The organism is Rhodoglobus sp. GW821-FHT12B09 (assembly GCF_058809925.1).
In genome coordinates, this window is record NZ_JBXATB010000002.1 from 465,225 (window position 1) to 488,061 (window position 22,837).

The window sequence follows — 22,837 nt, forward strand, 5'->3', positions numbered from 1 at the left end:
AAGTGTTGAGTTCGGGCATGAGGCAGGACAGATTGGGGCAACTCGCGAGGTAGTGAGCCCCCTTAACGACGCAGGCGCCCCGACACGAATGCCCGGGCGCCTGACGAGTGGACTAGATCAGCTGTAGACGGCCGCGACGGTGCGGCGGTCCTGCAGGAGCTGGGGCCACAGGCGACGGCGGTCGCGCACGACGAAGCCGCGGGCGATGAAGCGGTCTTTGCCGTCGAAGCGCGGCGTGTAGGGCGAGCGGCCGTGCATGGCGCGCAGGTTGTCGAGCATGAGCAGGTCGCCGGGCTGCAGGTTGTGGGCGTCCCGGTTCTCGATGTAGACCTGCACGACCTTCTCGAGCAGCTTCTGCGCGTCTGCGGTGATGCCGTGCATGAGGTCCTGGTCGACGAGGACGTAGGGGTCGTCATCCGGCCCGCTGAGAATGGGGAACGGGCCGCGGATCGCGTCGGGGTCCGGGATGAACGGCTGGAACGACTCGTCGATGGTGGTCGCCCACAGCGGCTGGCGGAGCTTGGCGACCTCCTCCGGCGAGAACAGCTCGGCGATCTTGCGGCCGGAGAACGCGTAAGTGTACGCCTCCGGGTCGCCGCGCAGGGCGCCGAGGATCACGTAGTCGGGCTTGAAGTCGGAGAAGCACTGCTCGGTGTGGGCCTCGAGCTCGACGCGGGAGCCCTGCGACTGCTGGGTGGTGGCGAGCTTGGGGTTCGGCACCATGTCCTGGATGAGGTGGCCGTTGCCCTCGGCCTCGTAGGCGATCATCGTGCCGAGCAGCTGGGCGAGAACTGCCTGCTGCTTCGCGAACGTGGTCTTGGCGCCGAGGCCGAGCTTGTTGTCGAGGGGGGTGTCGACAAGGTCGTCGTCGACGATGAGGCCGCGGATCACGAGGATGCCCGTGTCGGAGCCCACGTTGGAGAAGTTCAGGATCGCGTCGCGAACCTCGACAGGCACGTTGAACGACGCGGCCGCGGCCTGGAGGTTGAAGTCATCGGGCTGGGTGTTCGCGTCGGCGGTGATGGTCAGCGCAGCGGTGCGGATAGCCTCGGCCTGCGCGGCATCGAGAGTGAAAAGGCTCGGCTGGAGCTCGTGAACGGTAATGTCGCTCTCCTTGTTTCTCTGGGCGGCGCTGGTTGGCGTCGCTACCTAAATTACACCCCCGTTTTCGAGTGTAAGGGTACCCTCAGTAGCCTCATAGGACCTTCGTCCCTCCTAGACTCGTAGCTGCCAGCGGGAGTGGTGAAATTGGCAGACACGCAGGATTTAGGTTCCTGTGCTTTCGAGCGTGCGGGTTCAAGTCCCGCCTTCCGCACCGGATGCTCACCGGTCACGCGACCGGCGCGACCCGCGCGTAGACCGGCACCGCCACCGCGACGACCACCGCGTGCATGAGGCCGAGCGCGAGCGCCCCGGTGAGGTTCGTGCCGGGGATGAACTGCACAATCGCGAGAACGACGTCCGGCACCCACGACAGCACCAGCGCGACCGGCACGAGAACCCGCAGCACGCGTGCGGGGTTCGCGGCCCGGCCGCGGACGATCCGCCAGCCGACGTAGCCCGCCAGCACGCCCGCCACCGTGAACGCGAGGTAGACCGGGGGCATGAGCGGCGCGTAGGCGCTCGAGGCGCCGGCGGCCACCGCGGAGAGGGCGATGACCGAGTTGACGACCCCGGCGACGGCGACCGCGGCGACGAGGAGAAGGGCGGTGCGCGGCACGGACGAGGTGCTGCTGGAGACGGTGTGCGTGGTCATGGGGGGGCTCCCTGTAATTAGTACGGATTTGGTACTAATGCACGATACGCCTGAGCTCTGCCGGGGGAAAGTCCCCGGCCGAGAGTTACTCCAGCGGGAGTAGGCCGTCGATCTGGTCCGCAGCGTCGAGGATCGACTGCAGCAGCTCGGCGAGCTGCGCTCGGGCGCCCGGGTCGACCGGCTCGAGCAGGCGCCCCACCTCGGCCGTGACCCGGGTGACCAGAGTCTCCGCAATCTCGCGCCCCCGCGCGGTGGGCACGATGAGGCTCGCACGGCGATCGGCCGGATCGGTCTCGCGCTCCACGAGCCCGCTCGACAGCATCCGGGCCAGCACGCCCGTCATGGTCGACTTGCCGACGCGGACGTAGCGGCCGAGCTCCCCGACCGTCTGCGGGCGGCGGGAGACGGCCACCAGGAGCCGGCCGGTCCGGAAGTCGAATCCCAACTCCTCCGAGATCACCTCGTAGCGGTCGGTGACGAGAGCGGCGATCCTGATCAGGGCCGGGCCGGCGAGGGCTGTGGCATCCACGCACGAAGTCTAGGCCGAGGCAAGGGGCAGCCTCTGTCGCCCTCCCGTTCTACGCTAGGAGAATGGCCCGCACGTACTCCCTGCGCCGTCGGTGGCGCTCCCATGACTTCGACATCGTCAACGATGACGACAACGTGCGCGGCCAGGTCATCCAGTCGCCGGCGGGATTCACGGTGTACCTGATCGGCGAGTTCCAGCCGCTGCTCCCCGCCCTGCCCGACGCCGAGTCGGCGCTCGAGGCGTTCGAGTCCTGGGCGTCGAAGAACAGCACCGCGACCATCCCGGTGCTCCCCAAGCGCGACAAGCCCTAGTCGGCCGAGCGGCTCCCCCGCGGCTCCGCGATGAGCGCCTCCAGGGGCATCATCGCGGCACCGAGCGCCACCGTGTCGCCCCCGAACCGGCACGCGGCGAGCGCGAACTGCGAGCCCGGGCGCACGAGCGCCTCGGCGCGCGTGGCCTCCTCGATGCGCGAGCTGAGGCCCTCCATGAGCCGCAGTCCGACCCATCCGCCGATCACGACCCGCTCGGGGTTGGTCAGGTTCACGAGCCCGCCGAGCGCGGAGCCGAGCGTCGCAACGAGCTCGTCGACCACGGAGACCGCGACCGGGTCCGTGGACTCGAGCAGCTCGCCGATCGCCCGCCACCCCGAGCCCTCGAACCTTCCGCCGGCTTCGCGCCACTGCTCGAGGATCGCGTCCGCGCCTAGGTAGGCCTCCACGCAGCCGTGCCCGCCGCAGCGGCACAGGCGGCCGCCGCGGACGATCTTGACGTGGCCCCACTCCCCCGCGCTGCTGGTGAGCCCGCGGGCGAGCTCGCCCTTGGAGACGATCGCGAGGCCGACGCCGCGGCCGAGAAGTACGACGAGAGCCTCGCCGACACCGCGGGCCGAGCCGTCCCACAGCTCGGCCATCGCCTGCGTCTTGGCGCCGTTCTCGGCGAACACGGGGATGTCGTGCGAGACGAGGTCGGCGACCGGGATGGGCGGCCAGCCGAGGCTCTGCGCGTAGAGCACCTGGCGGCCGTCGGCATCCGACTCGACAATGCCGGGCAGGCCCAGGCCGATGCCGACCATGCGCTCCCACGCCTGCGGGTTGCGGTCGCGCAGGGCGTCGAGGGCCTCGTCGAGGTCGGCGGCGATCGCCTCGATCGGCTCCCCCGCGCGCCCGCCCCTGAATTCGCGGTCGATGCGCGCCATCGAGAGGTCGAACAGCTCCACCGCGACCCCGCGCTCGCCGACATCCGCACCGAGGAAGTAGGCGCCCGCCGGGTTGGGGGCGAGCAGCGTCACGGGCCGCCCGCCGCTCGAGGCCACGGACCCCGCCTCGATGATGAGCCCCTCGGAGATGAGCTCCGAGACGAGGTTGGTGACGGAGGCCACGGAGAGGCCGGACTCGCGGGCGAGTTCGGCGCGCGAGGTCTGGCCGGTGAGGATCACACTCCGCAGCGCCTGGGCGCGGTTGCGCTGCCGCACCTCGCTGACCGTCGCGGGACCCGCTGCGGTGGTTGCGCTGCGCCCGGTCATGAACCCCGAACCTACCAAGTCTGGTCGCCGCCGGAGGGATAGATGCGGCTGATCGTCGTCTCACTCGTCGCGATGACCCGGATGCCGCGGTCGGAGCGCTCGACCCGCACCCGGGCATCCACCCCCTCGCCGTCGACAACCCGCGCGCTGCCCGCACCGGCGACCTCGTACTCGAGCCAGTCGCCGGCGGAGAGGTCGACGACGAGCTCCTCCGTCACACGGTACGGCCGGCCGTCGCTCTGCTCGAACGGGTTCTCGGGGTTGTCGCCCTTCCGCGCCCAGCGCAGCGGCACGGTGTCGTCATCCCGGATGCCCGCCACCCCGCCCCTCGCGGCGACCGAGTACGACTCCCCGGCGCCGCGGAAGCCGTAGCCCCACGCCGGGATCACCGCCGGTCTCGAGGCCAGCAGCGCGGACACCACCTCGGGCTGCCAGCGCACGTTCTCGACCTTCATCGCCTCGAGCAGGTCGTCGAACACCCGCTTGGCCTCGACGGGCGTGATCGCGGCGGGATCGTCGATCGACGCGACCACCCGGTCCCAGCCCTCGGGGGCGACGATCGACGCGGGCGAGGTGCGCGTGTCGATCTTCTTCCAGGGCCAGAAGTTCCAGCCGATGTTGTGCGCCTCGTACAGGCGGAAGGCGGTGTAGATCCACTCGAGCGTGTTCTCGCCGCCCTCGCCCATGTAGATGGGCAGGCCGAGTCGGTCCCGCGCGTCCAGGAACCTCTGGATCGTCGCGACGTCGGGCGACGACCAGTACTTGTGGAACTGCAGGAGCGAGTTCTCGTCCCACACCTCCGTGAAGATGTCCCAGTTCGTGGCCCAGTGGGCGCCCTCGTACACGATGAGGTGGTCGGGGTCGATCGCCCGGATCTCGCGCGTGAGGTCGCGGTAGAGCTCGGCGAGGGCATCCGCGTAGGTGTACTGCCACTCGTTGGGCAGGGGCTCGTTGAGCAGGTCGTAGCCGAGCACCACGGTCTCATCCCGGTAGCGGGTGGCGAGGTCGCGCCACAGCCGCAGCGTGAGGTCGCGGTAGCGGGGCTCCATGAACAGCTCCGGGAGGTTCTGCGGGGAGTCGTCGATGTTCGTGCCGGTCTGGCCGCCGGGGGCGCCGTGCAGGTCGAGCAGCACCCAGAGGCGGTGCTCGCGGCACCACTCGATGAGGCTGTCGATCAGCGCGTAGCCGGCCTCGATCGGCTCGCCGTTCTCGTCCTGGATGACGCGCGAGTTGATCGGGAGGCGGACATGGTCGAATCCGGATTCCGCGATCAGCGCGATATCCGCGCGCGTGATGAAGTTCGCCCGGAACCCCTCCCAGAACTGCTCGGCGCCCGTGACGCCCAGGAGCCGCTCGGTGAGCCACTCGATCTCGCGCGGGGACTCAGCCCCCGGCCCGAACCGCCACATGTAGCCCTCCGGCAGCATCCAGTTGCCGAGCCCGACGCCGCGCAGGAGCAGCTCGCGGCCGGCGCCGTCGACGAGCCGGGCATCCCGGGCGCGCACGAAGCCGTCGAAGGTCGCGGGGCGGCGCTCGAAGACGGGGGTGGGGAGTAGGTCGGTCATGATGCCTTTACTTGAGTCCGGAGAGGGCGAAGCCCTGGATGACATAGCGCTGGAAGACGATGAACACGATGAGGATCGGGATGACCATCACGGAGGCCGCCGCCATCTGCAGCGAGGGGTTGACGGCGAGCTGCTGGTTGAGCAGCGCGAGCCCCACCGAGAGCGTGTAGAGCTTCTGGTCGCTCGCGATGATGAGCGGCCAGAGGAAGCTGTTCCAGCCGGAGATGAAGGTGAGCACGACCTGCACGGCGAGGATCGGCCGCGACATGGGCAGGACGATCTGCCAGAACGTGCGGAACTCCCCTGCGCCGTCGAGGCGCGCGGCCTCGAGCATCTCGGTGGGGATGGTCGTCATGAACTGGCGGAACAGGAAGATGCTGAAGCCGCTCACCAGGGTCGGCAGGGCGATGCCCACCAGGGTGTTGGTGAGCTTCATGCCGTTGAGGATCAGGTAGGTCGGGATCATCGTGACCTGCACCGGGATCATCATCGTCGCGAGCACGAGGAAGAACATCCAGCGGCGGCCCCGGAAGTCGAACTTCGCGAACGCGTACCCGGCCATCGCCATGAGGAGGAGGCCGATGAAGCCGATCGCGACGACGATGACGGTGTTGAGGAAGTAGCGCCCGAAGTCGAGCTCGGTGAAGAGCGTCTGGTACCACTCGAGAGTGGGCTCCTGCGGGAGGATCGTGGGCGGGAAGTCGATGGACTCGCGCTGCGGCTTGAGCGAGGTCGCGATCATCCAGATGAACGGGAACGCGGTGATGAGGGCGCCGACGCCAAGGGCGATGCCGATCGAGAGGGTGAGGCCTCGCGAGCGGCGGCGGTTCGAGGTATCCCGGTTAGTACTCATCGTCGGCCCTCCGCAGGCGCAGCTGGATCAGCGTGATGATGGCGATGATCGCGAACAGGACCACCGAGCCGGCGCTCGCGTAGCCGAACTGGTTGAGCCGGAAGCCCTCCTTGTACAGGAAGATCGACACGGAGGTCGTGGCCCCGAGCGGACCGCCGTCGGTGAGCACGAAGGGCTCGTCGAAGAACTGCAGCCACGCGATCGTGGTCGTCACCGAGACGAAGAAGATCGCGAACCGGAGCAGCGGGACGGTGATCGAGAAGGTCTTGCGCCACTCGCCCGCGCCGTCGATGGATGCCGCTTCGAGGTACTCCTTCGGCACGCCCTGCAGCGCCGCGAGGAAGATGATGATGTTGAGGCCGGTGCCGCGCCAGACGGCGACGAGGCCGACGGAGAACTTGGAGAGCCAGGGGTCGGAGAGCCACTGGACGGGCTCCGCCCCGACGAGCGACAGCAGGTAGTTGAAGAGGCCGAACTGGGTGTTGTAGAGGTAGCTCCACACCAGGGAGACGGCCACGATCGCCGTGATCGCCGGGATGAAGTAGAACGAGCGCAGCGCCCGGAAGAACCAGTTCTGGCTCCGGTTGAGCAGCAGGGCTGTGGTGAGCGAGAGGACGACGATCGCGGGGACGCCGATCACGGCGAAGAGGCCCGTGTTGCCGAGCGCCTGCCAGAAGTCCGGATCGGCGAAGAGCTTCACGTAGTTGTCGGCGCCGACGAAGTCGACGTTGCTCCAGCTCGCGAACGCCGAGATGTTCATGTCCGTCGTGCTGATGACGGCGGCGACGAGGATCGGGAAGATGCCGAACGTGATCAGCAGCAGCATCGCCGGTGAGACGAACAGGTAGGGAGTCAGGCGGTTGCGCACGATCATCCTTTCCTGGTCGAGGTGGGGTGGGGGCCGCCCGGGCGGGCGGCCCCCGGTAGTGCTACTTGAGGGAGAGGCCCTTGGTGGCGTCGAAGAACGTGGCCAGCGACGAGTCGCGGTCGGCCCCGGTCAGCACGATCGCGTTGAGGGCGTTGAGCAGGCCGGTGCCGACCACGCCGTCCCAGTTGGCGACGATGGGCAGAACGCGGGCCGTGGCGAGCTGGTCGGTGTAGACCTTCACGTTCGGGTCGGCGTTGAGCGTGGCATCCGTGAGGGCCGCGTTCACCGTGGGCAGGGCGCCGGTCAGGTCGTACCAGGCGAGCTGCTGCTCGGGCTGGGAGATGTACTCGAGCAGCTTGAGCGAGGTGTCCTTCTGGTCGGTGTTGTACCAGACGCCCAGGTTCGAGCCCGCGAAGAGCGAGATCGATCCGCCGTCACCGGCGGGCAGCGGGCTGGCCTGCCACTTGCCGTCGAGCTCGGGCGCGGCATCCGAGATGCCCTTGCCCAGGTACGGGCCGCTCACGAGCATCGGGGCGATGCCGGAGATGAACCCCTGCTGCTGGTCGAAGTCGCTGTTCGTCGGAACGCTGCCGTCGGCGTAGAGGCCGGTGTAGAGGTCCACCGCGTCGGAGAACTCGGGAGTGTCGAAGTTCACGTTGCCGTCGGCGTCGATCACCTCGCCTCCCATGCTCCACGTCATCTCGATGGGCAGCGGCGCGTCCCACTGGGGGATGTAGTAGCCGTACTGCCCGTCACCGCGGCCCGCGAGGGTCTTCGCGTCGGCGCGAAGCTCGTCCCAGGTGGCGGGCGGGGCGTCGATGCCGTTCTCGGCGAGGATGTCGGTGCGGGTGAACAGAACGCGCGTGTCGCTCGTCCACGGGATGCTCACGATCTTGCCGTCGACCGCGGTCGAGGCGCCGGCCACGCCCGCAGGGAAGTTCTCCGGCGCGAGGCCCGGGTAGTTCGCGAGCTCGTCGTCGAGGGGCAGGAGCGCGCCGGCCTCGGCGAACGTGGCGAGCTTCGAGAGGCCGATCTCCAGGATGTCGGGGCCGGAGCCGGACGCGACGGCGGTGGTGAGCTTCTCGTCGATCGAGTCCCAGGGGATCGCGACCACGTCCACGTCGATGCCGCTGTCGGCGACGAGCTTCTCGAAGTTCGCCCCGGAGTCGCCCATCACCCAGACGGTGAGGGGGCCGTCGGCCTCCGCGGGCGCCGAGGGGGCGCAGCCGCTCACGCCGAGAGCGAGGCCCGCGATGGCGATGCCCGCCAGCACGGAGGTTGCTGTTCTCTTCATTGAGGTTCCTTTTCTCTGTGTGTGCATTATCTAGGTGGTGCGGTATGGGTAGTGCAATCAGGCGGCGGAATGCGCGACCGCGGCCCGATGGTCTTCGATGAGGCGCCGGTACCAGTGGGCGCTCAGCTTGGGGATCCGCTCCTGGGTGCGGTAGTCGACCCAGACGAGGCCGAAGCGCTTGCTATAGCCCTCGGCCCACTCGAAGTTGTCGAGGAACGACCACGCGTAGTACCCGCGCAGGTCGACCCCGGCCTCGATGGCGTCCCCGGCCGCGGAGAGGTAGCCGCGCAGGTAGTCCACGCGCTCGGTGTCGACGACGTCTCCGTTCGGGTCGACGTAGTCGTTGTAGCTCGCGCCGTTCTCGGTGACGTAGATCGGCAGCGGGGTGAACTCGCGCGAGACGCGGGTGAGTACCGACGTGAGCGAGGCCGGGATGACCGACCAGCCGAACGACGTCGTCGCGGGCTCGGCCGGCACTTCGAGCACGTCGAAGGGCTGCGACTCGTCGTGGCTCGCGATCACGCGCTGGTAGTGGTTGACCCCGGCGAAGTCGGTGGGCGCGGCGATGATCGCGAGGTCGCCGTCCAGCACGACCTCGGCGAGGCCGCGCTCTCCGAGCGTGTCCCACACGGCGGCGGAGTACTCGCCGAGGTACACGGGGTCGAGGAAGATGCGGTTGCTCGACGCGTCGAGGCGGAGGGCCGCGGCGGCGTCATCCGGAGCGTCGGTCGCTGGGACGATGTCGGTGACGATGTTGGTGATGCCGACGGATGCCCCCGGCCGCGCCGCGCGGATGCCGGCGACCGCCAGCCCGTGAGCGAGGTTGAGGTGGTGGGCGGCGTGGATCGCGGCGCGGTAGTCCTGGCGGCCGGGAGCGTGCGCGCCCCTGCCGTAGCCGAGGAAGGAACTGCACCACGGCTCGTTGAGCGTGACCCAGTCGCTCGCGAGGTCGCCGAGCGCCTCGACTGTCTTGGTCGCGAACTCCGCGAAGCGGTACGCGGTGTCGCGCACCGGCCAGCCGCCCTCGTCCTCGAGCGGCTGCGGCAGGTCCCAGTGGTAGAGCGTGACGAGCGGCCGGATGCCCCGTGCCGAGAGCCCCGCGAGCAGCTCGCGGTAGAACGCAACCGCCGCCGGGTTGAGGTGGCCGCGCCCGCCCGGCTGCAGCCGCGACCACGACACCGAGAGACGGTAGTCGGTCACGCCCAGGCTTGCGAGCACATCGAGGTCGGCCTCCCACCGGTGGTAGTGGTCGCACGCGATGTCGCCGGTGTCGCCGTGGTGGCTGAGGCCGGGGGTGTGCGAGAACGTGTCCCAGATGCTCGGACCGCGGCCGCCCTCGTGCGCCGCACCCTCGATCTGGTAGGCCGCGGTGGCGAGCCCCCAGCGGAAGCCCCCCGGGAAGACGCCGACGTTCTCGACGGAGGCCTCGGCGCGGAGCCGGGCGGCGGGAGTGGTGTCGGTCATCGTTGATCGCATTCGGGTCGGGGTGCCGGGCTCTCGTCCCGACTTATTTCAAGACTTACTATAAGCCCTGTTGGAAGTATGTCAAGTCGCATCCCGGGGATATCCCCAGCGTGTAGGGGCGCAGCACCTAGTACCCTGACTGGAACGCCCTGACTGCCGCCCCCTCTGGCGCGCAGCCGACGACTGGAGCCCTGCCCCTTGGTACACGCCGCACTCATTCCCTGGCTCGACCCCGCAGCAATCGCCGGCGCCGGAGCCTGGGCCCTGCCCTTGGTCTGCGCGATCGTCTTCGCGGAGACGGGCCTGCTCCTGGGCTTCCTCCTCCCCGGCGACACCCTGCTGATCATCACGGGCGTGTTCACGTTCTCGGGAGTGATCCACATCGACATCTGGTGGGTCTGCCTGGCGATCAGCCTCGCGGCGTTCCTCGGCGGTGAAGTGGGGTACCTCATCGGGCACCGGGTGGGCCCGCGGATCTTCGAGCGGAAAGAGAGTGGACTGTTCTCCATCGAGAACGTCAAGCGCACCAACGGATTCTTCGAGCGCTTCGGCGGCCTCGCAGTCATCGTCGCCCGCTTCGTGCCGATCGTGCGCACCTTCGCCCCAGTCGCCGCCGGCGTCGGCCACATGAACTACCGCAAGTACTCCCTGTACAACGCGGTCGGCGCCCTGATCTGGGGCTCGGGCCTCACGTTCGTCGGCTTCCTGCTGGGATACATCCCGCCGGTGAAGGACTTCGTCGTCGAGTACATCGACCTGATCCTGCTCGCGGCCGTCGTCATCACCCTTGTGCCGACGATCTTCCACTACGTGCAGTCGATGCTGAAGGCCCGCAAGAAGCGCGCTGCCGGCGTGATCAGCGACGCCGAGGCCGAGGCGCTCGTGCTGAGGCCGAACGAGTTCGACCAGAAGCTGGGCGACTAGCTAGAGGGGCGCCTGCCCTGCGCGAGTCTGCAGAAACTGCCCTTCGCGCTCGGATCTGGAGCACATTGTGCAGACTCGCGCGCGCAGGCCACCACGACAGTGCAGAAAGTGCGCCGCATCCGCGGAGCTGGAGCAGGTTTCGACGACTCGCGGACGAGGGTCTAGATCACGGCACGACTCGCGGACGAGGGTCTAGATCACGGCACCACTCGCGGACGAGGGTCTAGATCACGGCGCGATGCGCGGACGAGGGTCTAGATCACGGCACGACTCGCGGACGAGGGTCTAGATCACGGCGCGATGCGCGCCCTCAGGGCCGCGATCGCCTGCTGCGCGCCGCGGCGGACGTCGATCTCGGGGTCCCTGAGCAGGGGCTCGATCACTTCGATGTTGGAGCCGATGACGCCGAGGGCACGGGCCGCGGCAGCGCGGACCCGCGGGACCTCGTCGGTGAGAAGCTCGGTGAGGATCGGCTCCACGTCGAGCTTCCGCGCCGCGGCGACCCTCGCGGCCATCTCGCGGACGCGCCAGGCCTGGTTGTTGAGGGCGGCGGTCACGGCGAGCACCGCCGAGTCGTTCCAGACGTAGAGCAGGGCGCGCGTGCCCCACAGCTCGGGCCAGTAGAGCACGGGTGCTCCGTCGAGGATGCCGCGGGCGTGCTCGCCGCCCACGTAGAGGAGGAAGTCCTCCCCCTCGTTGTTGCCGGCGAGCAGCGACAGCGAGCGGAGTACGACGGTGTTCTCGCCGTACTCCGCCACTGCTGCAGCGAGCCGCGCCTCGATGGGCAGCTCTACGGGGACGGGGGAAACGCGGTCACCTGGCACGCGTCAACCCTACGTGCTCGCGTCACCCCCGGCGCTACGAGCGCGGCTCCCAGCGGAACATGACCTTCGCGGCGAGGAGTGCGACGACCGTCCAGGCCACCGTCGGGAGGAGCAGCAGCGGCACCCTAGACAGGTCGCCGCCGTACCAGACGATCGTCATGAGCTCGGGGATCGCGCCCAGGGGCAGCGCCTGCTTGACGAGCCCGAGATCCTGGGTGCCGGTGAGGGTCACCCAGAACGACACGCCCACCGCGACGAAGAACAGCGGCAGCGTCGTGAACTGCGCGTGCTCCGGCGAGGTCGTCACCCCGGCTGTGGCGATCGCGAACCCCGCGAACATCACGTCGACGAGCACCACCACCGGGACGAGCAGCCAGACGTGGACGGGCACGGTCGAGGCGGAGATCGCGAGCCCGGTCATGATGATGCCGACCTGGAGGAGGCCCACGAGGATGATCGGGGCGATGAGCCCGGCGATGATCGCGGGGTCGGAGGCGGCGGTGCTTCGCAGGCGCTTGAGGAACAGGTTCTGGCGGCGCGCCGCGAGCGTCGTAGTGCCCGTGACGTAGACGCCGAGGCCGAGCATCGTCGCGATCTGCAGGGTCGCCGCGAAGGCCAGCCCGCCCTCCGGTGCACGGTTGAGGATGAAGATGCCGCCGATGACCAGCGGGGAGAGAATGCCGAGCGTTGCGACGAGGCGGTTGCGCACGAGCATCCGGAGTTCTGAGACGGCGATGGCGATCATGACTGGGCTCCAATGGTGAGGTCGCGGAAGAGGTCGTCGAGGGAGGAGCTGGTGGCGCTCAGCTGGTCGAGGCGGTGGCCGCCACGGTCTGCCCACGCGAGCAGGGCGGTGAGATCGCCCTGCAGGTCGTCGGTGGTCACGACCACGAGCCCGTGCTCGGTGGCGGTGATGGGCTGCGGCAGATCGGCCCCGGGAGGCGCCACGAAGCGGATGTGCGAGGGCTCCGCCGCCACCAGCTCGGCCAGGGTGCCCTCGCGCTTGAGCACGCCCTGGTGCATGAGGCCGATGCGGTCGGCGTAGCGCTGAGCCTCTTCGAGGTAGTGGGTGGTCAGGATGACCGTGGTGCCCTGGTCGCGGAGTTCGCCGACCACGTCCCACAGGCTCTCGCGGGCCGTCGGGTCGAGCCCGGTGGTCGGCTCGTCGAGGAACACCAGCTCGGGCGCGCCCCAGATCGCCATCGCGAAGTCGAGGCGCCGCTTCTCGCCGCCCGAGAGCTGCACGACACGGGTCTCGGCCTTGCCGCGCAGGTCGACCGTGTCGAGCAGCTCATCGACCGAGTCGTCCCGGCCCGAGAGGCGGCCCGCGAGGCGGAGGGACTCGACGACGGTCAGGTCCCCGGCGAACCCCGAGTCCTGCAGCATGATCCCGACCCGCGGGCGGATGCGGCGGCGGTCGGTCGGGTCGCCGCCCAGCACGGACACCGTGCCCGAGGTGGGCCGGCGGTGGCCCTCGATCACCTCGAGCGTGGTGGTCTTGCCCGCGCCGTTCGTGCCGAGGAGTGCGTACACCTCCCCCCGCTGCACGGCGAGGTCGAGGCCCTGCACTGCGGCGAAATCGCCGTACCGATAGCTGAAGTTCGTCGCTCTCACGACTGTCTCTGTGGTCATGGTTCCACGGTCGTGCAGCGGCGGCGGCCCCGGTAGGGCGAGCGGGCACGTCCTGGTATGACACCTGTCACACGAGGGCGTGACATCGCGCGCTGCTCTCGCGCGGGCATCCACGAGAGGATTGGAGCATGGAGACCACGGGGGCCGAGCGCGCGCTCGCGCGCATGCGACGGTACACGAGCTGGTCGCTCGTACTCATGACCGCCTTCTTCGTCGTGATCTCGGCGGTGGGCACCACCTCGACCTGGTACCGCATCGCCCTGATCCTCGTCGGCGCGGGCGCCACGTACTACATCAGCTGGTGGGAGCGGATGCCCCCGCTGTGGCTCACCGTGCCGCTCGTGGCCGCGGCATCCGCACTGTGGACGGTGTCGGTCTTCCTCCTCCAGTCGCCGATCTCCGCCCTCGTGCTGTTCATCATCGCGATGGTGCCGATCTCGCAACTGCGGCGGCACCGCACCGCCCTCGCCCTTCTCTCGGTGGTACTCGCTCTCGTGCCGGTGGCGGTCGCGTGGCTGGTCTGGCCCGAGAAGCTCTGGGTGCTCCCCGCCGTGTCGGCAGTCGCCTGCGCCGGCGCCGCCGCGTTCCTGCTGTTCCTCAACCGCTACGCGTGGGGGCTCTATCTCGAGATCGACGCCGCGCGGGAGCTCGCCGCCGACCTCGCCGTCGCGCAGGAGCGCTACCGCTTCGCAAGCGACCTGCACGACATCCAGGGCCACACGCTGCACGTGCTGCGGCTCACCACCAAGCTCGCCGGCAAGCTCATCGACAGTGACCCGGATGCCGCGCGCGCCCAGCTCGCGGAGGCCGACGCCCTCATCGCCGAGACCCTGGCGAACACGCGCAGCCTCGCGTTCGGCGACCGGAAGGTGACCCTCGCCGGCGAGGTCGCCAACGCCGAGAGCCTGTTCGAGGCTGCGGGCATCGCGTGCACCACCACGGGCGCGCCCACTCCCGGACCGCACGAGGAGCTCTTCGGGCTGGTCGTGCGCGAGGCGACCACCAACATCCTCCGGCACGCGCAGCCGACCACCGTTACGATCGCGATCGAGCCGCAGCGCCTGACGGTGGCCAACGACGGCAGCCCCGCGACGAGCCGGCCCCCGAGCGGGCTCGCGCGTCTCGCGGAGCGCTTCGCGGCGGTGGGCGGCACGCTGCGCACGAGCACCCGCGACGGCGTCTTCACGACCGAGGCGGCGGCCGGATGATCCGCGTCCTCATCGCCGACGACGAGAACCTGCTCCGCGTGGCCCTCGCCTCCCTCCTCGACCTGGAGGACGACATCACCGTGGTGGCGCAGGCGGACAACGGGCCGGACGCGGTAGCCCGCGCTCGGGAGCACGCCCCCGACGTCGTCCTCCTCGACCTCGAGATGCCGGGCATGGACGGGATCGAGACCGCCGCCGCGATCCTCGAGCACCGGCCGGGCCAGCCCATCATCCTGCTCACGCGGCACGCCCGGCCGGGGGTGCTCAAGCGGGCGCTGGCGGTGGGCATCCGGGGCTTCCTCGGCAAGACCGTCGACCCGGAGCGACTCGCCCTGATCATCGCGGATGTGCACGCCGGGCGCCGCTACATCGACTCCGAGATCTCCACGGCGGCCATGATGGACGACTGCCCCCTCAGCGAGCGCGAGCTCGACGTGCTGCGGCTGACGGCCGAGGGGTACTCCGTGCGGGAGATGAGCGCCAGCCTGCACCTCGCCTCCGGGACGGTGCGCAACTACCTCTCCGCGGCGCTGCAGAAGACCGGCACGTCGTCGCGGCACGAGGCTGCCCGGCGGGCGCGCGAGCGCAACTGGCTCTAGCCCACCCAGATCGAGGCGAGGGCCTCCGGCGCGAGCTGCCGGCGCTGCTCGGGGGTGACCACGGCGTCGACGACGATACCCTCGGCCTCGAGATGGCGCAGCAGCAGCGGGTCGCGGTCGGAGATCCGCACGACGCGGCCGCCGGCCACGTCGGCGAGCAGCCGCGCGGCCGGGCGGTCGACGGCTCCCTCCGCCGTCGGGATCGGGTCGCCGTGCGGGTCGCGCACGGGATGCCCGAGCTGGGCGTCCAGCGCATCGAGCAGCCGGTCGCTCATGGCGTGCTCGAGGATCTCCGCCTCGTCGTGCACCTCGTCCCACGTGTAGCCGATGTGATCGACGAGCCAGGTCTCGATGAGCCGGTGGCGGCGGAGCATGCGCAGGGCCAGCGCCGTGCCATCCCGGGTCAGCTCGATCGCGCCGTAGGGCTCGTGCACCACGAGGCCCTGCGCGACGAGCTTCTTGACCATCTCGGTGACGGACGACGCGGCGAGCCCCAGCCGCGCGGCGAGCGCGCCCGACGTGATCGGCTCGGGCTGCCACTCGGTGTGCGCGTAGATGACCTTGAGGTAGTCCTCGACGACCGAGTTCACGTGCCGCTCACCACCAGGACGATCAGCAGCACGTTGAGGACGGTGATGAGGCCCGCCGAAGCCCAGCCGGCGACCCGCAGCCACGGCCGGTTGACGAACTCGCCCATGACCTTCGTCGAGCTCGCGAGGAACACGAGCGGGATGAGGGCGAACGGGATGCCGAAGCTCAGCACCACCTGGCTGAGCACGAGTGCGCGCGTGGGGTCGAAGCCGATCCCGAGCACCACGAGGGCGGGGATGAGGGTGATGACCCGCCGCGCGAGCAGCGGCACCCGCACCTTCAGGAGCCCGCCCATGATCGCCGAGCCGGCGTACGTCCCGACGCTCGTCGAGGCGAGGCCGGACGCGAGCAGGCCGATCGCGAACACGACCCCGATGGCGGGGCCGAGCGTCGCGACCACGGCGGCATGCGCGCCCTCGATCGAGTCAGTGCCGTCGATGCCGCGCAGCGCCGAGGCCGCGAGCAGGAGCATGGAGATGTTCACGGCCCCCGCGACGAACAGGGCGCCGCCCACATCCCAGCGCGTGGCGCGGAGCAGCCCGGCGATGCGGCCCGGGTCGTGCGACTCGCCGTGGCGGTCGCGGGCGAGCGCCGAGTGCAGGTAGATCGCGTGGGGCATGACCGTCGCACCGAGCATGCTGGTCGCGAGCAGCACCGAGTCGGTGCCCTGGAAGCGCGGCACGATGCCCGCGACCGCCTCCGCGGGGTCGACGCCGGTGAACAGCAGCCCGGTCACGAACCCGACCACGATCACGCCGAGCAGCACGATGATCACCAGCTCGAAGGAGCGCTGGCCGCGGCGGCTCTGCACGCTCAGGAGGACCATGGAGGCGATGCCGACGATCACTCCGCCCGCGAGCAGCGGGATGCCGAACAGCAGGTGCAGCGCGATAGCGCCGCCCAGGACCTCGGCGATGTCGGTCGCGGCGGCCACGAGCTCGGCCTGGACCCAGTAGGCCCGGCGGGGGGCATCCCGCAGCCGCTCGCCCAGCAGCTCGGGAAGGCTGCGGCCCGTCACGATGCCGACCTTCGCGGACTGGTACTGCACGAGCACCGCGATTGCGTTGGCGACGACGAGCACCCACAGCAGCAGGTACCCGTAGCGGGCGCCCGCCGTGAGGTTCGCCGCGACGTTGCCGGGGTCGACATAGGCGATCGCGGCAACGAAGGCGGGGCCGAGCGCGAGGAGGGTCGCACGGGCGCGGCCCTGGGGCGCGATCCGGGTCAGCTCCGGAGATTTCGGCATACCGAAACCTTACAGGGGACCAAGGGCCTAGTCCACGGAGCGCCGCTCGGGCAGTCTGGTCACATGGCAGTTATCGAGAACTCCACGCTCGCGATCATCGGAGCCGGCGCTGTCGGCACCTCGCTCGCCTACGCCTCCCTGATCCGGCAGTCCGCGCGGGAGATCGTCCTCTACGACATCGACTCGGCGCGGGTCGAGGCCGAGGTCCTCGACCTCGCGCACGGCACGCAGTTCACCGGCGCCTCCGTCGTGACGGGCGGCGACGACCTCGACGTGATCATCGGGGCGAACATGGTGGTCGTGACCGCCGGCGCGAAGCAGCATCCCGGCCAATCGCGGTTGGAGCTTGCCGCCGTCAACGTGGGCATTCTGCGGCACCTCATGCCGAAACTTGTCGAGCGGGCACCGGACGCGGTATTCATGCTCGTGACGAATCCGTGCGACGTCCTCGCCGTGGCCGCCCAGCGCATCAGCGGACTGCCCGCCTCGCGGGTCTTCGCCTCCGGCACCGTGCTCGACTCCTCCCGCCTGCGGTGGCTGCTCGCCCGGCGCGCGGGGGTCTCTCCCACCAGCGTGCACGCGATGATCGTCGGCGAGCACGGCGACTCGGAGTTCCCTCTCTGGTCGCAGGCCAGCATCGGTCCGGTGCCGATCCTCGACTGGCAGCCGGCCGAGGGCATGCCGTTCACGGCGGACGAGCTCGATGCCATCGCTGCCGACGTCAAGGGCGCCGCGTACCGGGTGATCGCGGGCAAGGGCGCCACCAACTACGCCATCGGGCTCTCGGGGGCGCGCATCGTGGAGGCCGTGCTGCGCGACGAAGGGGCCATCCTCCCCGTCAGTTCCGTGCTCGAGGACTACCACGGCGTGAACGGCATCGCCCTCTCGGTGCCGAGCGTCGTGGATGCCCAGGGGGTGTCCCAGGTGATCGAGATGCCGTTCTCGGTGCACGAGGAGCAGCAGCTGCACAGGTCCGCGGAGGCGATCACCGCCTCGCTGCAGGAGCTCGGCCTCTAGCTACTCCCCCAGCAGCTCCCGGCGAACCACGGGCATGATCGCGGCGAACGCGAGGGCGCGGTGCGAGATCGCGTTCTTCTCTTCGGGCCGCAGCTCCGCCGAGCTCACCGAGAGCCCGGCCGGCTTGAAGACCGGGTCGTAGCCGAAGCCGTTCGGGCCGGTCGGCTCCTCGAGGATGGAGCCGTGCCAGATGCCGAGCTCGACGAACTCCGCCGAGGGCTCGGCCGGGGCATCCGGGCCCACCGAGCCGACGGGCGGCGGCACGACCAGCGCCGCCGCGCACGTGAAGTGCGCCGCGCGGTTCGCCTCGTCGCCCAGGTTCTTCAGCAGGAGGTCGACGTTGTCGGTGTCGCTCCTCGTGCCCGCATACCTTGCCGAGTGGATGCCCGGGGCCCCGTCGAGCGCGTCGACCGAGATGCCCGAGTCGTCGGCGATGGCGGGCAGCCCGGTGAAGGCCGCCGCCGCCCGCGCCTTGATGAGCGCGTTCGCCTCGAACGTGTCGCCGTCCTCGACCGGCTCGGGCCCGTCGTAGCCGATGAGCTCGATGCCCTCGAGGGCCGGGCCGAGGATCTTCCGCAGCTCCTCGACCTTGTGGGCGTTGTGCGTGGCGAGAACGAGCTGGATCATCGCGCGAGCGCCTCCACCTGCAGCTTGGTGAGGTCGGCGGCGCCGCCCACCGCGAGGTCGAGCAGGGCGTCCAGCTCGCGGCGGTCGAAGGGCGCGCCCTCTGCGGTGCCCTGCACCTCGACGAACAGGCCGCGACCGGTGACGACCACGTTCATGTCGGTCTCGGCGCGCACGTCCTCCACATAGGCGAGGTCGAGCAGCGGCTCCCCGTCGATGATGCCGACGCTCACCGCGGCGACCGAGTCGTGCAGGGCCTTCGCGTTCTTGCCGATGAAGCCCTTCGCACGGCCCCACTCGATCGCGTCGGCCAGCGCCACGTACGCGCCCGTGATCGCCGCCGTGCGCGTGCCGCCGTCCGCCTGCAGCACGTCGCAGTCGATCACTATCGTGTTCTCGCCGAGGGCCTTGGTGTCGATCACGGCTCGCAGCGAGCGGCCGATGAGCCGCGAGATCTCGTGCGTGCGGCCGCCGATCTTGCCCTTGACCGACTCGCGGTCCATCCGGTCGTTGGTGCTGCGGGGCAGCATCGCGTACTCGGCCGTGACCCAGCCCTTGCCCTTGCCGGTCAGCCAGCGCGGAACGCCGTTCGTGAACGACGCCGTGCACAGCACCTTGGTGCGGCCGAACGAGATGAGGGCGCTGCCCTCTGCCTGGTCGCTCCAGCCGCGCTCGATCGTCACTTCTCGCAGCTGGTCTGCCGAACGGCCGTCATGTCTCGTCATCGTGCTTCTCTCTGAATGGGGATGGATCCGGTCTCGAACGACTCCACGCTCGCGACCTCGGGCAGGAATCGTGCGGCGAGCCGCTTGAACGCCGCGGTGTCGGCGGTGGCCTCGAACTCGTGGATGGCCGGCGCCGTCGCCGTGCGCTCCAGACCGTGCGCCACGAGTGTGCGGTACACGTCGTAGGCGGTCTCCTCCGCGCTCGACACGAGCGTCACCGCGTCGCCCATCACGTACTGGATGGCGGCGGACATCAGCGGGTAGTGCGTGCAGCCGAGCACGAGCGTGTCGACCTCTGCGGTCTTGAGCGGCGCGAGGTACTCCTCCGCGACAGCGAAGAGCTCGGGGCCGCTCGTGACTCCGGCCTCGACGAACTCGACGAACCTGGGGCAGGCCTGCGTGAACAGCTCGAGCCCGGATGCGGCGGCGAAGGCATCCTCGTAGGCCTTCGACTTGATCGTGCCGACAGTCCCGATGACGCCGACGCGCCCGTTGCGGGTCTGGCGGACCGCGCTGCGCACGGCCGGCTGGATCACCTCCACCACGGGGATGCCGTAGCCGTCGGTGAAGCGCTCACGGGCATCCCGGAGCATCGCCGCCGACGCCGTATTGCAGGCGATGACGAGGACTTTCACGCCCTGGGCGACGAGGTCGTCCATGACGGCGAGCGCGTAGCCCCGCACCTCCGCGATCGGCTTCGGGCCGTACGGCGAGTGGGCCGTGTCGCCCACGTAGAGGATGGACTCGCGCGGCAGCTGGTCGATGATGGCCCGCGCGACGGTGAGCCCGCCGACCCCTGAGTCGAAGACTCCGATCGGCGCGTTGCTCATTCGTACGAGGTTACTAGTCTCTAGAGATGAGCACAGCGCTACCCAGCACCGCCCTCCTGACGGACCGCTACGAGCTGACCATGCTCGATGCCGCGATCGGCAGTGGAGCCCACGAGCGCGAGTGCGTGTTCGAGGTGTTCGCGCGGCGCCTGCCCGAGACGCGGCGCTACGGGGTCGTCGCCGGCACCGGGCGCCTGCTGTCGCTCATCGAGGACTTCCGGTTCGGGGATGCCGAGCTCGCGTGGCTCCGCGCGTCCGGCGCGGTGCGGCCGGAGACCGTCGACTGGCTCGCGGACTACCGCTTCCGCGGCACCATCACGGGCTACCAGGAGGGCGACCTCTACTTCCCGGGCTCCCCCATCCTCGTCGTGGACGGTACCTTCGCCGAGGCCGTCCTCCTCGAGACCCTCACCCTCAGCGTGCTCAACTACGACTCGGCCGTGGCCTCGGCGGCGGCCCGGATGGTGTCCGCGGCCTCTGGCAGGCCGCTGGCCGAGATGGGGTCCCGGCGCACCGGCGAGCGGTCGGCAGTCGCCGCGGCGAGGGCGGCGTTCATCGTCGGCTTCGGAGCCACCTCGAACCTCGAGGCGGGGCGCTCGTGGGGCATCCCGACCATGGGGACCGCCGCGCACTCCTTCACACTCCTGCACGACAGCGAGGAGGAGGCGTTCCAGGCGCAGGTCGACGCGCTCGGGCCGGGCACCACGCTGCTCGTCGACACTTACGACATCCCCGCCGCGGTGGAGCTGGCGGTCAAGGTCGCCGGCACGGGCCTCGGCGCCGTGCGCATCGACTCGGGCGACCTCCCCGCGCAGGTGGCCGCGGTGCGCGCCCAGCTGGACTCGCTCGGCGCCACGAACACCCGCATCACCGTCACGAACGACCTGGACGAGTACACGATCGCGGCCCTGCGCGCCGCCCCGGTCGACTCGTTCGGCGTCGGAACGTCGGTCGTCACCGGCTCCGGCGAGCCGGCCTCCGGCATGGTCTACAAGCTAGTAGCGCACCGGGATGCCGCGGGCGAGTGGGTCAGCGTCGCCAAGAAGTCCGCGGCGAAGGCCACCGTGGGCGGGCGTAAGCACCCCGTGCGCTCGCTGCACTCCTCAGGGCTCGCGAAGGCGGAGACGATCTACGTCGACTCCGCCCCGGCCGGCGGAACCGCGGAGCGCCCGCTGCTCGTGCCGCTGCTGACGAACGGCACCGTCGACGCCCGCTACACCGGCCCGGAGGGCACCGCCCTCGCGCGCGAGCACCACGAGCAGGCAGTCGCGGAGCTGCCCGACGACGCGTTCCGCCTCAGCCGCGGCGAGCCCGCGATCCCGACCGTGTACGCCTAGGCGCCCCGCCCCGCGCCCCGCGCCGCGCTGCCCGCCCCGCGCCGCGCCTGCCCCACATCCATCCGCGACTTGCCGCAAAGTGCACTGGTCACCGGGTGAACACGACATGTTGCGGCAACTCGCGGGCTCTGCCCTCCCAGCCGCGGGATGCCAACCGGTGAGCGACCCTGGCAGCTAGTGCCCCCGGGCAGTCGAAGAGCTCATCGGCGGTTGCTCTCACCACGAGCCATCCGTGATCGATCAAGCGCTCGATCCGGGTGATGTCGTGACGATACTGTCTGTCCTCACCGTGATGCTTTCCTTCATACTCGTAGGCGACGCGGTAGTCCTGCCATGCCTGGTCGGGCATAGCCAGGAAGGATCCGCGCTCGTCCAGCACGTGCTCATTGATCCTCGCCTCAGGCAACCCCGCGAGCCGGAACACGATGCGCGAGAGTGACTCCGGCCGCGAGAAGGGGCCGATCGCGACGTGCTCCAAGGCTCGCCGCCTTCTGGCGCCCCCTCTGCCTCCCGCGCGCAGGTGGGCCGCCTCAATCTCATCCACCGTCGCCAGCGGCAGGATGTTCTTGAGCGGCAGCCCCGTCACGAGAAAGTCAGCCAGTGCCACCAAGTCTGGCCAGCCCACGATGGTGGACATCTGGGCCCATGCTCTGGCGGGAGCGACCACCGGCAGCCCGCTAAGGAATGTTGTCTCGTCGTCGGCGAGCGACTCGCTATGGCCGACGACGCCCCGACCGCGAAGGGCTCGCGTCGGCGCCGGGCTTGTCACGTGCAGCCGGTCATCCGTGAGCCCAAGAGGCAGGGGCATTCCCCACAGCCGGGCGGCAGTGAGATGGCTGAACACGTCGGACTCCCGCATCCTCACGCGCAGCGCGGTGCACCTGTCGACGAGAGTGGTGGGCGGGATGACCATCCTCACGCCATGGAACGGGCGAGCCAGCGCCGCGCTGCGCAGACGGCCCGCCGTCACACCGGCAGCCAAAGCTGAGCCGACCGAGAACGGCCCTCGGGGGAAAGGGGGAGGCGTATCGGGCATACGTCAGGGTGGCGTAGACCGGTGAAACTCGTTCCGGCCGATCCACAGGCAACGAGTTGCCTCACCTTGTCGCCCAAACCTGCCGCCCCGAGCGTGTTGCGGCAAGTCGTGCGTCAAGCGAGCACTAGACGCTAGTCCTTGAGCTTCTCGTAGATCTCTTTGCACTCCGGGCACACCGGGAACTTCTGCGGGTCGCGGCCGGGCACCCAGAGCTTGCCGCACAGGGCGAGCACCGGATTGCCGGTCAGCGCGGACTCCATGATCTTGTTCTTCGGGGCATAGTGCGAGAAGCGCTCGTGGTCCCCGTCCTCGACGAGCTCCTTCGAGAGGAGCTCTTCGAGTTCGCGGTCCAGGGTGTCGGTTCCGCCACCGGTCTGGTCGAGGTCAGCCATC

25 protein-coding genes and 1 tRNA gene are annotated in these 22,837 nt (G+C 69.8%); 7 read left to right on the forward strand and 19 right to left on the reverse strand.

Translation table 11 applies throughout. The features are described from left to right. Positions 1–117: 117 nt before the first annotated feature. Entirely contained in the window at positions 118–957 is an 840-nt protein-coding gene (locus AC1RTC_RS06815) for a TauD/TfdA family dioxygenase (protein WP_493154721.1), read from the reverse strand. Between the two features lie 276 nt (positions 958–1,233). Here AC1RTC_RS06815 and AC1RTC_RS06820 point away from each other — a divergent pair. Beyond that, positions 1,234–1,315: transfer RNA gene (locus tag AC1RTC_RS06820), tRNA-Leu, on the forward strand. 15 nt (positions 1,316–1,330) lie between these two features. Here AC1RTC_RS06820 and AC1RTC_RS06825 read toward each other — a convergent pair. Continuing rightward, a complete protein-coding gene (locus AC1RTC_RS06825; protein ID WP_493154722.1) occupies positions 1,331–1,756 on the reverse strand; it encodes a DUF6069 family protein in 426 nt (141 codons plus the stop codon). An 85-nt stretch (positions 1,757–1,841) separates the two neighbouring features. Next, a complete protein-coding gene (locus tag AC1RTC_RS06830; RefSeq protein WP_493154723.1) occupies positions 1,842–2,285 on the reverse strand; it encodes a MarR family winged helix-turn-helix transcriptional regulator in 444 nt (147 codons plus the stop codon). Positions 2,286–2,347: 62 nt separating this feature from the next. Between AC1RTC_RS06830 and AC1RTC_RS06835 the strand changes: the two genes are divergently transcribed. After that, positions 2,348–2,596 carry a hypothetical protein gene (locus AC1RTC_RS06835; protein WP_493154724.1) on the forward strand — a complete coding sequence of 83 codons (249 nt, stop codon included), beginning with the start codon at positions 2,348–2,350 and terminating at the stop codon, positions 2,594–2,596. Here the strand turns inward: AC1RTC_RS06835 and AC1RTC_RS06840 are convergent. The 6 genes from AC1RTC_RS06840 to AC1RTC_RS06865 are packed head-to-tail and all read right to left on the reverse strand — an operon-like array spanning position 2,593 to position 9,851. Continuing rightward, complete coding sequence (locus AC1RTC_RS06840; RefSeq protein ID WP_493154725.1) at positions 2,593–3,807, reverse strand: ROK family transcriptional regulator; 1,215 nt, start codon at positions 3,805–3,807, stop codon at positions 2,593–2,595. The two genes, AC1RTC_RS06835 and AC1RTC_RS06840, sit on opposite strands and share 4 nt — an antisense overlap. 11 nt (positions 3,808–3,818) lie before the next feature. Beyond that, positions 3,819–5,372, reverse strand: coding sequence for a glycoside hydrolase family 5 protein (locus AC1RTC_RS06845; RefSeq protein ID WP_493154726.1), 1,554 nt, complete (start codon positions 5,370–5,372; stop codon positions 3,819–3,821). A gap of 7 nt (positions 5,373–5,379) precedes the next feature. Beyond that, positions 5,380–6,225, reverse strand: coding sequence for a carbohydrate ABC transporter permease (locus tag AC1RTC_RS06850; RefSeq protein ID WP_493154727.1), 846 nt, complete (start codon positions 6,223–6,225; stop codon positions 5,380–5,382). Further along, a complete protein-coding gene (locus tag AC1RTC_RS06855; protein ID WP_493154728.1) occupies positions 6,215–7,099 on the reverse strand; it encodes a carbohydrate ABC transporter permease in 885 nt (294 codons plus the stop codon). The genes AC1RTC_RS06850 and AC1RTC_RS06855 overlap by 11 nt, the downstream gene beginning before the upstream one ends. Positions 7,100–7,154: 55 nt before the next feature. Further along, positions 7,155–8,387 carry an extracellular solute-binding protein gene (locus AC1RTC_RS06860; RefSeq protein WP_493154729.1) on the reverse strand — a complete coding sequence of 411 codons (1,233 nt, stop codon included), beginning with the start codon at positions 8,385–8,387 and terminating at the stop codon, positions 7,155–7,157. Between the two features lie 57 nt (positions 8,388–8,444). Then, complete coding sequence (locus AC1RTC_RS06865; RefSeq protein WP_493154730.1) at positions 8,445–9,851, reverse strand: GH1 family beta-glucosidase; 1,407 nt, start codon at positions 9,849–9,851, stop codon at positions 8,445–8,447. A gap of 198 nt (positions 9,852–10,049) precedes the next feature. On the opposite strand from AC1RTC_RS06865, the gene AC1RTC_RS06870 reads away from it, so the two are divergent. Beyond that, entirely contained in the window at positions 10,050–10,775 is a 726-nt protein-coding gene (locus tag AC1RTC_RS06870; RefSeq protein ID WP_493154731.1) for a DedA family protein, read from the forward strand. A 290-nt stretch (positions 10,776–11,065) separates the two neighbouring features. Here AC1RTC_RS06870 and AC1RTC_RS06875 read toward each other — a convergent pair whose 3' ends face one another. The 3 genes from AC1RTC_RS06875 to AC1RTC_RS06885 are packed head-to-tail and all read right to left on the reverse strand — an operon-like array spanning position 11,066 to position 13,231. Further along, positions 11,066–11,599 (reverse strand): HEAT repeat domain-containing protein, encoded by a 534-nt coding sequence (locus tag AC1RTC_RS06875; protein ID WP_493154732.1) that lies wholly within the window; start codon positions 11,597–11,599, stop codon positions 11,066–11,068. A 34-nt stretch (positions 11,600–11,633) separates the two neighbouring features. Next, positions 11,634–12,344: an ABC transporter permease gene (locus tag AC1RTC_RS06880; RefSeq protein WP_493154733.1), complete on the reverse strand. Its 711-nt coding sequence runs from the start codon at positions 12,342–12,344 to the stop codon at positions 11,634–11,636. Continuing rightward, positions 12,341–13,231: an ABC transporter ATP-binding protein gene (locus AC1RTC_RS06885; RefSeq protein WP_493154734.1), complete on the reverse strand. Its 891-nt coding sequence runs from the start codon at positions 13,229–13,231 to the stop codon at positions 12,341–12,343. Before AC1RTC_RS06885 ends, AC1RTC_RS06880 begins: the two co-directional genes overlap by 4 nt. A gap of 128 nt (positions 13,232–13,359) precedes the next feature. On the opposite strand from AC1RTC_RS06885, the gene AC1RTC_RS06890 reads away from it, so the two are divergent. Together AC1RTC_RS06890 and AC1RTC_RS06895 are read left to right on the forward strand one after the other, a co-directional pair. After that, complete coding sequence (locus AC1RTC_RS06890; protein WP_493154735.1) at positions 13,360–14,439, forward strand: sensor histidine kinase; 1,080 nt, start codon at positions 13,360–13,362, stop codon at positions 14,437–14,439. After that, positions 14,436–15,038 (forward strand): response regulator transcription factor, encoded by a 603-nt coding sequence (locus tag AC1RTC_RS06895; protein ID WP_493154736.1) that lies wholly within the window; start codon positions 14,436–14,438, stop codon positions 15,036–15,038. The genes AC1RTC_RS06890 and AC1RTC_RS06895 overlap by 4 nt, the downstream gene beginning before the upstream one ends. Here AC1RTC_RS06895 and AC1RTC_RS06900 read toward each other — a convergent pair. Continuing rightward, complete coding sequence (locus AC1RTC_RS06900) at positions 15,035–15,628, reverse strand: metal-dependent transcriptional regulator (RefSeq protein ID WP_493154737.1); 594 nt, start codon at positions 15,626–15,628, stop codon at positions 15,035–15,037. The two genes, AC1RTC_RS06895 and AC1RTC_RS06900, sit on opposite strands and share 4 nt — an antisense overlap. Further along, positions 15,625–16,875: an Nramp family divalent metal transporter gene (locus AC1RTC_RS06905; protein ID WP_493154738.1), complete on the reverse strand. Its 1,251-nt coding sequence runs from the start codon at positions 16,873–16,875 to the stop codon at positions 15,625–15,627. The genes AC1RTC_RS06900 and AC1RTC_RS06905 overlap by 4 nt, the downstream gene beginning before the upstream one ends. Positions 16,876–16,938: 63 nt before the next feature. Between AC1RTC_RS06905 and AC1RTC_RS06910 the strand changes: the two genes are divergently transcribed. Then, positions 16,939–17,892, forward strand: a complete 954-nt coding sequence (locus tag AC1RTC_RS06910) for an L-lactate dehydrogenase (protein WP_493154739.1) — start codon at positions 16,939–16,941, stop codon at positions 17,890–17,892. Here AC1RTC_RS06910 and rdgB read toward each other — a convergent pair whose 3' ends face one another. Genes rdgB through murI form a run of 3 tightly spaced genes read right to left on the reverse strand, consistent with a single transcriptional unit; the run spans position 17,893 to position 20,071 of the window. Continuing rightward, a complete protein-coding gene (gene rdgB / locus AC1RTC_RS06915) occupies positions 17,893–18,519 on the reverse strand; it encodes an RdgB/HAM1 family non-canonical purine NTP pyrophosphatase (protein ID WP_493154740.1) in 627 nt (208 codons plus the stop codon). It abuts the gene before it with no gap. Beyond that, positions 18,516–19,241 carry a ribonuclease PH gene (gene rph, locus AC1RTC_RS06920; RefSeq protein ID WP_493154741.1) on the reverse strand — a complete coding sequence of 242 codons (726 nt, stop codon included), beginning with the start codon at positions 19,239–19,241 and terminating at the stop codon, positions 18,516–18,518. Before rph ends, rdgB begins: the two co-directional genes overlap by 4 nt. After that, positions 19,238–20,071, reverse strand: a complete 834-nt coding sequence (murI, locus tag AC1RTC_RS06925; RefSeq protein WP_493154742.1) for a glutamate racemase — start codon at positions 20,069–20,071, stop codon at positions 19,238–19,240. The genes rph and murI overlap by 4 nt, the downstream gene beginning before the upstream one ends. Before the next feature lie 26 nt (positions 20,072–20,097). Between murI and AC1RTC_RS06930 the strand changes: the two genes are divergently transcribed. Continuing rightward, positions 20,098–21,408: a nicotinate phosphoribosyltransferase gene (locus AC1RTC_RS06930; protein WP_493154743.1), complete on the forward strand. Its 1,311-nt coding sequence runs from the start codon at positions 20,098–20,100 to the stop codon at positions 21,406–21,408. A gap of 88 nt (positions 21,409–21,496) precedes the next feature. Here AC1RTC_RS06930 and AC1RTC_RS06935 read toward each other — a convergent pair whose 3' ends face one another. Together AC1RTC_RS06935 and AC1RTC_RS06940 are read right to left on the reverse strand one after the other, a co-directional pair. Beyond that, positions 21,497–22,321, reverse strand: a complete 825-nt coding sequence (locus AC1RTC_RS06935; RefSeq protein WP_493154744.1) for a putative endonuclease domain-containing protein — start codon at positions 22,319–22,321, stop codon at positions 21,497–21,499. A gap of 254 nt (positions 22,322–22,575) precedes the next feature. Further along, entirely contained in the window at positions 22,576–22,836 is a 261-nt protein-coding gene (locus AC1RTC_RS06940) for a DUF3039 domain-containing protein (RefSeq protein WP_493154745.1), read from the reverse strand. Position 22,837 lies beyond the last annotated feature (1 nt).